The following is a 12,537-nucleotide window of genomic DNA, read 5'->3' on the forward strand; positions in this document are numbered from 1 at the left end:
GATCGACATGGGAATGAACGGCGGTGGTGGCGGTGGAATGGGCAACGCGTGCTATGTGTATCCGGGTGCACCGGCGACGCCGGGATTCGTGACACCCGATGTGCTGTTCCAGCGCGGTATCTACATGAATGGTTCGATGCGTTTCGACGACGGCAACTCGGTAACGATCTGGGGCTTCACCGATCTGGCCNNGCCGGCGGCGGCGGGGCGCCGGCGGCGATCAGATGGGGGCGGTTCCTTTCCTTCGCCGGCCATACGCGTCACCGAAGGGCAGATCGTGCATACGGCGTTGTCCGTAAACATGATGTGGATGCACACCATCCATCATCACGGCATCGAACCCAGCACCGAGAACGACGGCGTAGGCCATCTGTCCTGGGACGTGACGGGCGGCACCTATACCTATCAATGGCGGCCGCAGCATGCAGGCACCTACTTTTATCACTGCCACGTGAATACACCCCTGCATGCGGAGATGGGCATGTATGGCGCGCTGATCGTCGACCCCAAACCGACGCCCGGCGACCCCGCGGGCACCAAACGGGCNTTTTACAACGGACCCAAATACGATGTCGAGGCCATCTGGGCGTGTGACGAGATCGATCCCAACTGGCATACCCTGCCCTGGTATGCGGGCACCTGTGGCGGCGATGTCGGATTGAACAACCTCAACCCGAGGTATTTCATCATCACCGGCGTGGACGGTGCGAGTTCGGCGCTGACCAATCCGGCCGTGGCGGTGAACATGACCCTGGGGCAGACCCTGCTGGTGCGCTACATCTGCGCAGGCTTCTATCCGCAGAAGATCAGCTTCGGCGGCTTGACTGCCAGCGTGGTCGCTTCGGACGGCCGTCCGTTGCCCGCAGCGTGGAACACCGGCGCCATCGAGGCGCACTCGGCGGAGCGCTACGACTGCATCATCAAGCCGACCAGCCGAGGCACCTGGACGGTGACCGTCCAGTTCTTCCACTGGCGTACCGGTGCGGTGCTGGGGACGGCGAAGACGCGTATCACGGTCGCCTGACCGATCTGTAACGAGGGCTTCGCGCCCCCTTATTTTCTGCTGCCCGAGGCGGCATGCCGGTAATCACAGTCCTGCCCTACATGAAGAAGGCGGCTTTTCTCTTGCTGATCGCCCTGGTGGCCGGGGGAACAGGGTTCTGGCTCGGACGGGGACACCTGGCATCTTCCCCTGCTATCGAGGAAATAGCGTCACCGATAGACCGGGCGATTGCCGCGCAACCCGTCTACGTCTGCCCGATGCATTCGCATATCGTCCAGGACCACCCCGGCACCTGTCCGATCTGCGGCATGGATCTGGTTGCGGTGAAAAATGCGGACGGCAGCAGCGCGAGCCAGATTCACGTCGATACGGCCACGCAGCAGAAACTCGGTGTGCAACTCGCCGCCGCCGCACCGGCAGTCCTTGCGCACGATATCTCCACCTATGGAATCCTGGTTCCCGACGAAGACGCGGTCTTGCGCATTACACCCAATGTGGGCGGGTTGTTGACTAGGCTGAACGTGAGCCGCATCGGGCAGCGCATCGCCCGTGGCGAGATCCTGTACGAGGTCAGTTCGCCGGATGCCCTCAATCTGCAGTACGAATATGTCGACATCCTGCGCCGTGGCGAGCCCACTCTCAAAATGGCGAGGGAACGTCGCGCGCAGAACCGGCTCAAGTTGGAGCAGGCGCATGCACTCGAGCCGTCCGCTCGCGAGCGGGTCGAACGCGAAGTCAGTCAGAGCGAGGAACAGCTCTGGTCGCTCCTGCAGCCTTGGGAGCGCGATCGCGAACGTCTGAAGCTGCGCCTGCAGCAGATCGGACTGACCGACGGGATGCTGGCGCAGCTCACGCGCACGGAGAAAGCCTTTCTAGCCGTGCCGGTGCGTGCGCCGCGCGCCTGCGTGGTGCAGAACATACTGGGACGGCCGGGCATGACGGTGGCGCCCATGACCGAAATTCTGGATTGCGTCGACGCGTCGCACGCCCAGATCGAGATCGTGCTCTATCCCGACCAGCTTTCGTGGGTGAAGACGGGTGACGGCGTGAGCATGGTATTCGACGACGGCGACACGGTCACGGCGCGATTGAGCGGACTCAATCCGCTGGTGGACGACGCCACGCGTACGCTGCGGGTGCGCATGCCGGTAGACCTGAAACGCGCGCCGAATCTGGGCGAATACGCGAAGGTGACCATCCATGCCCTGCCGCGCCACGTCCTGGCCGTTCCGAAAACTGCCGTGATGCGGACCGGGCACGGCGATTTCGTGATGCGTGCGATGGGCAGNGGGCACTTCATGCCGACCCGGGTGGTGATCGGCATCGAGGACACGGACCGCATCGCCATCCGCGACGGACTTGCGGACGGTGACCAGGTGGCGGTCAACGGCCAGTTCCTGATGGACGCTGCCGCGTCGATCGCCGACTCCGTGCAGCGCATGCATGCCCCCGCGGCACCGGCACGCTGAGCGGCCGAAGCGGGATGGTCGTCCGTCTGATCGAATGGTCGCTGCGCAATCGCATGCTGGTGCTGCTGACCGCGTGTCTGGTCGCCGTTTGGGGCGTATACAGCGCGCGCCACATGGCGCTCGATGCCATTCCCGACCTGTCGGACGTCCAGGTCATCATCCAGACGCCCTATGCCGGGCAGTCGCCGCAAACGGTGGAAGATCAGGTGACCTATCCGCTCGCGAGCGCCTTGCTCTCGGTACCGAAATCCACCGCCGTGCGCGGTTTCTCCCTGTTCGGCCAATCCTTTCTCTATGTCCTTTTCAAGGAAGGAACCGATCCCTACTGGGCGCGAAGCCGGGTACTGGAATATCTGGCCCAGGCCCAGCCGCAACTGCCTGCCGGGGTGAGGCCGTCGCTGGGCCCCGACGCGTCGGGCGTGGGCTGGATATTCGAATATGCGCTGGTGGATCGGGGGCACCGGTACGATCCCGATCGGTTGCGCGCAGTCCAGGANTTTTTCCTGAAGTACGAGTTGCAGAGCGTACCGGGCGTGGCCGAGGTGGCGAGCGTTGGCGGCATGGTGCGGCAGTTCCAGATTGAAGTCGATCCCAACCGCCTGGCGCACTACGGATTGAGCCTGCAGCAAATCGGGGATGCGGTGCGCGCCAACAACGCCGAGACCGGTGGCTCCGTGCTCGAAATGGGCCATGCCGAGTACATGGTGCGCATGCGTGGCTACCTGAGGTCGGAGCAGGATTTCGCGTCCATTCCGCTCAGCGTCGATGCGCGGGGCGTGCCCGTGACCCTCGGCGACGTGGCGCATATCCAGACCGGCCCGCAAGCGCGGCGTGGCGTGGCGGATCTCGATGGCGAAGGCGAAGTGACCGGCGGCATCGTGATCATGCGCTACGGCGAGAATGCGCTGGACACCCTGCAACGCGTCAAGCAGCGTTTGCAGGAATTGCGGAAAGGGCTGCCCGCCGGCGTGGAACTGGTCACGACCTACGATCGTTCCGGGCTGATCGAACGCGCCGTCCGGACCTTGAGGACCAAGCTGGTGGAAGAGTCGCTTGTGGTCGCCCTCGTCTGCCTGCTCTTCCTGCTTCGTCTTCGGTCGTCCCTGGTGGCCGTGGTGACGCTGCCGCTTGGCGTCCTCGCGGCCTTCATTGTCATGCAGGCGCAAGGCGTCACCGCCAACATCATGTCGCTGGGCGGCATCGCCATCGCCATCGGTGCCATGGTCGACGCCGCTATCGTCATGGTCGAGAACTTGCACAAGCACCTGGAGCATGCGGACGAAGCTTGTGACCGTTGGGAAGTGGTGCGCAGGAGCGCCGTGGAAGTTGGTCCCGCGCTGTTTTTCTCGTTGCTAGTCATCACCGTTTCCTTTCTTCCCGTACTGACCCTCACCGGCCAGGAAGGCAAGCTGTTCGCACCGCTTGCCTACACCAAGACCTATGCCATGGCGGCCAGCGCGGCGCTGGCGGTTACCCTGATGCCGGTGCTGATGGGTTATCTGATCCGCGGGCGCATCGCCCCGGAGCGTGGCAATCCGGTCAACCGTGTCCTGCATCGGCTTTACCGGCCGCTCCTGCTGTTCGCGCTACGGCGACCCATCGCCACGCTGCTGATCTCCGCACTGGCGCTCGCCAGCATCGCGTGGCCGGTGAGCAGGACCGGCAGCGAATTCATGCCGCCGCTGTACGAAGGCGACCTGCTGTATATGCCCACCACCCTGCCGGGCCTGTCCATCGACGAGGCAGCCAACGTTCTGCAGATCACGGACCGCCTGATCCGCACCCTGCCGGAGGTCGATCGCGTGTTCGGCAAGGCCGGCCGCGCCGAGTCCGCCACCGACCCGGCGCCGCTGTCCATGCTGGAGACGACCATACTCCTGAAGCCGCGCGAGCAGTGGCCGCCCGGCGAAACGGTCGAGGACGTCATCCACAAGCTCGACCGGACCGTCAACCTGCCCGGTCTCACCAACGCCTGGGGTTATCCCATTCGTACCCGCATCGACATGCTGTCCACCGGCATCCGCACCGCCGTCGGCGTCAAGATCACCGGCCCCGAGCTTGATGGCATCGTCGATCTCGCGCAGAAGATCGAAGCCGTCGTCCGCGAGGTGCCCGGTACCCGCACGGTGTTCGCCGAACGCGTGACGCGCGGGCGCTACATCGACATCCAGGTGGATCGTGCCCAGGCCGCGCGCTACGGTGTGAGCATCGCGAACGTACAGAATCTGGTTCAGGGCGCGATCGGGGGCGAGGATGTCGGTACGGTCGTCGACGGACGCGAGCGTTTCTCCATCAATTTGCGCTACCCGCGCGGCTACCGCGATTCGCTCGACGCCCTGGCGGCAAGCCGGGTCACCACGCCTGCCGGCATGCAGGTGCCGCTGGGCGAGATTGCGAAGCTGAGCATTGCCGATGGTCCCGACGAGATCAAGAGCGAAAACGGGCGACTGGTCGGCTATGTCTATGTCGATATCGCAAGCGGCGACCTCGGCGGTTACGTCGCGGCGGCCCGCGATGCAGTGGAACGGTCCGTCCCGTTGCCGCCGGGCTATGCCATCCAATGGGACGGCCAATACATTCATCTTCAGCATGCGAAGGAGCGGCTGCAATGGGTGGTGCCGCTTACATTCATTCTGGTGCTTCTGTTGCTGTACCTGCATTTCCGCCATTTCGGCAAGGTCGTGCTGGTGATGGCGTGCCTGCCGCTTGCGCTGGTGGGCGGTTTCTGGCTCGTCTACGCCCTGGGCTACCAGTTTTCGGTGGCGGTGGCCGTGGGGTTCATCGCGCTCGCCGGCGTGGCCGCCGAGTTCGGCGTGGTCATGCTGCTGTATCTCGACAATGCGATAGACCGGTCGCAACGCGCGGGAGTGCTTCAGGACCGCGCGTCCCTGCATCAGGCCATCGTGGAAGGGGCCTTGTTACGCATCCGGCCCAAGGCCATGACCGTGTCCGTCATCATTGCGGGTCTGCTGCCGATTCTTCTGGGCCAGGGCGCAGGGACGGACGTGATGAAGCGCATCGCCGCTCCGCTGGTCGGCGGCATGGTATCGGCCGCCCTTCTGTCGCTGATCCTGATTCCGGTCGCCTATGCGTATTGGCATGAAAAATGCTGCCATCCAGCCGCTGAGCCGGAAGCCCGTTTTCTCAGACCGGACAGCTCGGCCCTGTCGGATTGCTCGCCACCCAGAAATCGTGGCCTTTGCTCAGGAACTCGTCCCACGGCAGGTAATGCGAGCCGTCGCACGAGAAGGTGAGGCCGACCATGCCGTTGAAGATATTGAGCGAACCCGCACGCAGGTAGAAGGTTTCGTCCATGAAGCGCAGCGCGCGCAGGGTGTCCAGGACCGGGCGTATCTTGTCCTTGGGCACCACCGCATCGTCCGGGTAGGGACGGCGCGGATAACTGAGACAGGTGTCGGGGTCGGTCAACGCGTCGATATCCAGCAGACGGTAGCGATAAGGGTCGTCGACCAGCCAGATTGTGGCGCGGCTGCTGGAGAAGTGCAGCTTGCCGTGGAACACGCCGCGGTCGGTCATCAGTTCCTCCATCACGCCCAGCACGGTATCGAGGCTTAGATCCATCTGGCTGTCGCTGCGGGTCTGATGGAATACCGCGCCGCGGATGGCCGGGTCGCCCTTGATCTGCCGCCAGTCGGTGGGCTCGTTGTAGAGCTTGGCGGTGATCGGCAGGTCGCGCAGGTCGAAATCGGCACCGACGAAACCGAGCACCTGGTCGTCATCGTCGCGCACGATCTGGATCGCGGTCAGCGATGGCCGCCTGGCCCGCAGGCTGATGTAGGCCTGCGACAGGAGGAAACCCTGGTTCGGTACCGCTTCGTTCATGTAGGGGCGATCGGAGCGGTCGCGCCCGTAGTCCGTCTCGATCAGGCCGGCATGGCTGATGTTGTCACTGAGCTGCAGGGCGTGAGTATCCAGCGCATACATATATTTGCAGGCAGGCAGCCCGTTCAGGGCGTGCGTCAGCGCGGCGTTGAGGCCGGCCCGGCTGGGCCAGGCCCGGCTGCATGCCTGTGCCGCCAGCGCCAGCGGTTCGCGCAGAAGGTTGGCGAGGGCGTTGCGCTGCTGGGCGACGCTTTCGGCCAGCGTGGACGGAGCAGACAGGGGAGATCGGTCCGGGATGATGATGTGCATGCGTGTGTAGCCTATGGGTGCATGTGTTCTTGCAGGGACGGAGGGCGTAGCGAGATCACCGGCCAGTTCCTGGCTTCGGCGTGCGCGCGCAGCGTGGCATCGGGGTCGACGGCAACGGGATGCCGGACTTTCTCCAGCAGCGGCAGGTCGTTGAGCGAATCGCTGTAGAACCAGCTGGTGGTGAGGCAGTCCAGCCGCGTGCCGCGGGCTTCGAGGAACTGCTCGAGACGGACGACCTTGCCTTCGCGGAAACACGGCGTGCCGGCGACTTCGCCGGTGAAGCGGCCGTCGATTTCCTCGGGGTCGGTGGCGATCAGGTGCGGAATCCCGAATTCCTTCGCGATCGGCCCGGTGACGAAGCTGTTGGTAGCAGTGATGACGGCGACCAGGTCCGCGCTATCCAGATGCTTGTTGACCAGGTCGCGCGCGGCCTGGGTGATCATCGGCCGGATGCGCGTCTCCATGTATTCGGCATGCCAGGCGTCGAGTTGCGCGCGCGTATGGGTGGCAAGCGGCCGCAGGGCGAAGGCGAGGAAGGCATAGATGTCGAGCTGCCCGGCCTTGTAGTCTTCGTAGAAGGCGCGGTTCTTGGCTTCGTAGTGCGCGCCGTCGACCACGCCCTTGGCGATGAGGAACTGCCCCCATTCGTAGTCGGAGTCGCCGGCGAGCAGGGTGTTGTCGAGATCGAATAGGACGAGATTCATCGGATAGACGTTAGCAGGTTCAAATGACAGGAATTCAGGCGCGCGGGGCTTGACCGCGGTCGAGCCAGAATTCGCGCAGTTCGTAGGCGCCCCAGACGGCGAGGGCAACATGGTCCTCGCGGCGGATGGCCCGCTCTTCAGGGCTGAGTTCGTCGAGCGGTGCGGCCAGCACGTAGAACGGGTCGAGCACCTCGTCGACGAAGGCTTCGTCCTTGCTGTCCACCGGTAAGTTCCAATCGGCTTCCCAGTGCTCCACGACAAGCAGAAAACCGGCAGCCCACAACTGGGCATAGGGGATGCCGGCCGCCTTCAAGCGTCCGGCTTCGGCGGGCGGCAGTTCGGCCAGCAGCCCGTTCCAGTCCATGATCAGCGGCGACAGCGCCCTGGGGTCGGTGAGGTCTTCGATCGGGGCGGCGAGCGCACGGGCGATCTCGTTGCGGCGGCGCTCGAACAGCGCCAGGAACCGCGCCATGTCGGCCTCGTCCTCGAATATCGCATCCAGGCCGTCGTCGCGATCGAACAGTACCGGGAAATACTCTTCGGGCGGAATGGCGCGCGGGCTGCAGGTCAGCGCCGTGACGAAGCCGTCCAGGCCTTCGAGCGAGACCGGGACGTCGGTACGCTCGTCGATGAGGTCGACCAGATCGGCCAGGGCAGCGATCTCATCGTCGCTCAGCCGAGCGTAGGGGGATTGGGGTGCGGACATGTTCTGGGCTCGAAGTAAGGGTTCGGATCCGCGCATCGCGTAAAATCCGCCCATGAATTTTAACGCGCTGGGCCAGTCCGCATCACTGTTGCCCGAATCCTTTTATCTGGTCGGCTGGCTGGGTTTGGCTTTTCTGGCCTGGCGCTGGATGATGTCGGGCGACTGGCGCAGGCTGGTCGAGCCATCAAAACTGAACCTGTTCCTCGGCGCCACGGTGGCCGTGCTGGCCTTGTGGCAGATCCGCACAGGCGTCAAACCCGGGCTGGCATTCCATCTGTACGGACTGGCGGCGTTGACGCTGATGTTCGGCTTCTGGCGCGCCACGTTCTCCGGTGTGCTGGTCCTGCTGTCGAACGCGGCATTCGGGCATGGCAGCTGGGAGGCATTGGGTGCGGATGCGCTGCTGATGGTGGCATTGCCAGCGGGCGTGAGCTGGAACGTCTATCGATTTGTCGAGCGCCGTTTGCCGAATCACTTTTTCATCTACGTGCTGGGCAATGGTTTCTTCGGCGCCGCGCTGTCGGTGGCGGCGATCGGCGTGGTCACTACCGCGCTGATGGCGCTGGCCGGGGTGTACCCGCTCGATTATCTGCTTGCCCAGTACACGCCATATGCCACCGTGTTGATCGGCTGGGCGGAGGCATTCTCGACCGGCATGGCGGTGACGATGATGGCGGTCTATCGCCCTGCCTGGCTGGAAACCTTCGATGACGCCAAATATATCCAGAACAAGTAGTCCCTTGCATATCAGCTATCCCGACCTGCCGGTCAGCCAGCGCCGCGACGACATACTCGCGGCGCTGCAGAAACACCGCGTGCTGATCCTGTGCGGCGAGACTGGCTCGGGCAAGACCACGCAGATCCCCAAGATGTGCCTGGAGGCCCGGCTTGGATTAGAGGCGGCGAGGCCGGGCAGGCTGATCGGCTGCACCCAGCCGCGCCGCATCGCCGCGCGCTCGGTGGCGGCGCGCATCGCACAGGAGCTGGGCAGCGAACTCGGCGGCCGGGTCGGCTACAAGGTGCGCTTCACCGACACCGTGCGCCACGACACCGCGATCAAAGTGATGACCGACGGCATCCTGCTGGCCGAGAGCCAGGGCGACCCGCTCTTGAGCCGCTACGACACGATCATCATCGACGAGGCGCACGAGCGCAGCCTCAACATCGATTTCCTGCTGGGCTACCTGAAGACGCTGGTGGAAAAGCGCAGTGACTTGCGCGTGGTGATCACCTCGGCCACCATCGACGCCGAGCGTTTCTCAAAGCATTTCGACGACGCGCCGGTGATCGAGGTATCGGGGCGCACCTACCCGGTGGAAATCCGCTGGCGGCCGATCGAACGCGAGGAGCCGGCGACGCCGGCCAGGGGCGAACGCGAGAAGAAGGACAAGGATGCGCCCGACCAGATCGCCGCTATCCTCGATGCCACCGACGAGTTGGCGCGGTTGGGTCCTGGTGACATCCTGGTCTTTCTGCCGGGCGAGCGCGAGATCCGCGACACTGCCGAGGCCCTCAGGAAGCACCATCCNCCGGGCACCGAAATCCTGCCGCTGTTCTCGCGCCTGTCGGTGGCCGAGCAGGACGCGATCTTCAAGCCGACGCCGGCGCTCAGGCGCATCGTGCTCGCCACCAACGTCGCCGAAACTTCGCTCACCGTGCCGGGCATCCGCTACGTGATCGACCCCGGCACCGCACGGGTGAAGCGCTATTCGGCGCGCAACAAGGTCGAGCAGCTGCTGATCGAGAAGGTGTCGCAGGCCTCGGCCAACCAGCGCGCCGGGCGCTGCGGCCGCGTGGCCGACGGCGTCTGCATCCGCCTCTACGACGAGGTCGACTTCGGCAACCGCCCAAGATTCACCGACCCCGAGCTGCTGCGCTCGTCGCTGGCGGGCGTCATCCTGCGCATGAAGTCGCTGGGCCTCGGCGAGGTGGTCGGCTTCCCTTTCATCGACCCGCCGAGTTCCCGACTCGTCACCGACGGCTACCAGTTGCTGGCCGAATTGCATGCGCTCGACGAGCAGGGGCAGCTGACCAAGATCGGCGCCCAACTCGCCAGGCTGCCGCTCGATCCGCGTATTGCACGCATGCTGCTGGCGGCGGAGCAGCAGCGCTGTGTACGTGAGGTACTGATCATCGCCAGCGCGTTGTCGGTACAGGATCCGCGCGACCGCCCGATGGAGCGCGCGCAGGCCGCCGACGAGAAGCACAAGCTGTTTGCCGACGAGCGTTCCGACTTCATGGGTTGGCTCAAGCTGTGGCGCTGGTACGAGGAGCAGGTGCAGCACAAGAAAACCAACCGCCAACTGCAGACGCTGCTGCAGGACCATTTCCTGTCCCCGCGGCGGATGCGCGAATGGCGCGATATCCACGGCCAGCTGCATGCACAGGTTGCAGAACTCGGCTTGCGCGAGAACGACAAGGACGCCGGCTACGACACGATCCATCAGGCGTTGCTGACCGGCCTGCTCGGCAATATCGGCTTCAAGTCGGACGACGCCAAGGCGCGCGCCAAGCCCGGCGAGGGCAACTACCAGGGCGCGCGCGGCATCAAGCTGTCGATCCATCCCGGCTCGGCGCTGGCGAAGAAGGGACCGAAGTGGATCATGGCCGCCGAACTCACCGATACGGGCAGGCTGCTTGCGCGCACCGTGGCCGAGGTGCGGCCGGAATGGATCGAGGCGGCGGGGCGTCATCTGCTGACGCGCATGTACATCGAGCCGCACTGGGAGAAGGACGGCGCCCGCGTGGTGGCGTTCGAGCGCGTGAGCCTGTACGGCATCACCCTGGTGGCGCGGCGCAAGATCCACTACGGCCCCATCGACCCGGACTTATCGCGCGAGCTGTTCATCCGCGGCGCGCTGGTGGCGGGCGAATACGACACGCGCGCGCCCTGGTTCGCGCACAACCGCGCGCTGATCAAGGAAATCGAGGACCTCGAGCACAAGGCGCGAAAGTCCGGCGTGTGGCTCGACGAGGAACGCATCTTCCGCGTGTTCGATGCACGCGTGCCGCAAGGTCTCCACAATGGCGCGGCGTTCGAGTCTTGGCGTGCCGAGGCCGAGACCGCCAACCCCAAAATCCTGTTCCTGCAGCGCGAGGACATCCTCGGCGAGGGACTCGGTGCCGACCACACGTTGTTTCCCGAGACGATGGCGGTCGACGGCGTGACATGCCAGCTGAAATACCGCTTTGAACCTGGCCATGTGCTTGACGGCGTGACGCTGCGCCTGCCGCTGTACCTGCTCAATCGTATCGAAGCCGCGCAGATCGACTGGCTGGTGCCGGGCCTGATCCGGGAGAAGCTCACCGCACTACTGAAGTTTCTGCCCAAGGACAAGCGCCGCCCGCTGATCCCGCTGCCCGACACTGTGACAGCCTTCCTCTCGACAGCGAAACCGGGCGAGCAGGTACTGACCGAGGCGCTGGCAGCCTATATCCGCAAGAAAACCGGCGCCGATATTCACCCCGAGGAATGGAAGGGCGAACTGCCGGCGCATCTGAAGATGAACGTGAGCGTGATCGACGACAGCGGACAGGAACTCGCCAGCGGGCGCGATCTGGCCGTGCTGCGCCAGCAGCTGGGCGGCGCGGCGCGCATCACCTATGGCGGCGGTGCCGAGAACAGCGAATTCGAGCGCACCGGGCTGACCGAGTGGAATTTCGGCGACCTGCCCGCGCAGGTGAAATTCAGGCGCGGCGGGCGCGAGTTGATGGGCTATCCGGCGCTGGTCGACAACGGCGAGAGTGTCGACCTGCGGCTTCTCGATGCGGCAGACGTGGCCGAAAGCGAAACGCGACGGGGTGTCGTGCGGCTGTTGCGCATCGCGCTGGCGGCGCAGTTCAAGCAGCTCGACAAGGACCTGGCGCGCGAAACCGCGCTGGCGCTGAAATTCCGCAGCTTCGGCAGCCCCGAGCAGTTGCGCGCCGCGCTCATCGATGCGATCGCCATCCGCGCACTGCTGGGCGACGACGACACGCCGCGCGACGGGAGAACCTTTGGCAAGCAGAAGGAGCGCGCCAAGCCCAGAATCGCTGTGGTGAAGCAGGCGCTGCTGCGCGACAGTGCGGAAATTCTCGACCTGCATGCACAGGTGGCGGCACGCTTGAATGCCAAGCCGCAGTTCACCGCGGTGATGCGCGACGAAACCGCGCATCTCGCTGCGCTGGTGCCGGCGGACTTCATCACAGCCACGCCGTGGGCGCATTTGAAGGACTTGCCGCGTTATCTGCGCGGCATTCTCAAGCGGCTGGAGAAACTGCCTGCAGCCGAGCAGCGCGACGCGCGCAGCATGGCTGGCGTGCTGACGCTGCAGAACAAATACCTGGCGCGGCGAGGCCAGGTGATAGGCACGGCATCCGCCGCGCTGGACGATTTCCGCTGGCAGCTGGAGGAACTGCGGATATCGCTCTTTGCCCAGGAACTGAAAACCCCGTATCCAGTTTCGGCGAAGCGGCTCGACAAACTGTGGAACGAACTTGCCAGACAGCCCTTGAATTGAGTAG

General features: G+C 64.6%; 8 protein-coding genes. 5 read left to right on the forward strand and 3 right to left on the reverse strand.

Going from position 1 to position 12,537, the window contains the following annotated elements:
• Positions 1-7 precede the first annotated feature (7 nt).
• From HZY77_RS16285 to HZY77_RS16295, 3 genes are all read left to right on the forward strand, one after another.
• Entirely contained in the window at positions 8-1,024 is a 1,017-nt protein-coding gene (locus HZY77_RS16285; protein ID WP_296817073.1) for a multicopper oxidase domain-containing protein, read from the forward strand.
• Positions 1,025-1,077: 53 nt separating this feature from the next.
• The gene (locus HZY77_RS16290; protein ID WP_296817076.1) at positions 1,078-2,472 is read left to right on the forward strand and encodes an efflux RND transporter periplasmic adaptor subunit; all 1,395 of its coding nucleotides are present in this window, start codon (positions 1,078-1,080) and stop codon (positions 2,470-2,472) included.
• Positions 2,473-2,486: 14 nt separating this feature from the next.
• On the forward strand, positions 2,487-5,726 hold the full coding sequence (locus HZY77_RS16295) for a CusA/CzcA family heavy metal efflux RND transporter (RefSeq protein WP_296817079.1): 3,240 nt from the start codon (positions 2,487-2,489) through the stop codon (positions 5,724-5,726).
• Here HZY77_RS16295 and HZY77_RS16300 read toward each other — a convergent pair.
• Genes HZY77_RS16300 through HZY77_RS16310 form a run of 3 tightly spaced genes read right to left on the reverse strand, consistent with a single transcriptional unit; the run spans position 5,617 to position 8,034 of the window.
• A complete protein-coding gene (locus HZY77_RS16300) occupies positions 5,617-6,624 on the reverse strand; it encodes a PDC sensor domain-containing protein (protein ID WP_296817082.1) in 1,008 nt (335 codons plus the stop codon). The two genes, HZY77_RS16295 and HZY77_RS16300, sit on opposite strands and share 110 nt — an antisense overlap.
• Before the next feature lie 11 nt (positions 6,625-6,635).
• Positions 6,636-7,328: an HAD family hydrolase gene (locus tag HZY77_RS16305; protein ID WP_296817085.1), complete on the reverse strand. Its 693-nt coding sequence runs from the start codon at positions 7,326-7,328 to the stop codon at positions 6,636-6,638.
• A 34-nt stretch (positions 7,329-7,362) separates the two neighbouring features.
• Entirely contained in the window at positions 7,363-8,034 is a 672-nt protein-coding gene (locus HZY77_RS16310; protein WP_296817089.1) for a YecA family protein, read from the reverse strand.
• Between the two features lie 52 nt (positions 8,035-8,086).
• On the opposite strand from HZY77_RS16310, the gene HZY77_RS16315 reads away from it, so the two are divergent.
• Positions 8,087-8,770: an energy-coupling factor ABC transporter permease gene (locus tag HZY77_RS16315; protein WP_296817092.1), complete on the forward strand. Its 684-nt coding sequence runs from the start codon at positions 8,087-8,089 to the stop codon at positions 8,768-8,770.
• Positions 8,771-8,774: 4 nt separating this feature from the next.
• Positions 8,775-12,533: an ATP-dependent RNA helicase HrpA gene (gene hrpA / locus HZY77_RS16320; RefSeq protein WP_296817094.1), complete on the forward strand. Its 3,759-nt coding sequence runs from the start codon at positions 8,775-8,777 to the stop codon at positions 12,531-12,533.
• The last annotated feature ends 4 nt before the right edge of the window (positions 12,534-12,537 follow it).

Source organism: Thiobacillus sp. (assembly GCF_013693775.1).
Lineage (GTDB): Bacteria > Pseudomonadota > Gammaproteobacteria > Burkholderiales > Thiobacillaceae > Thiobacillus.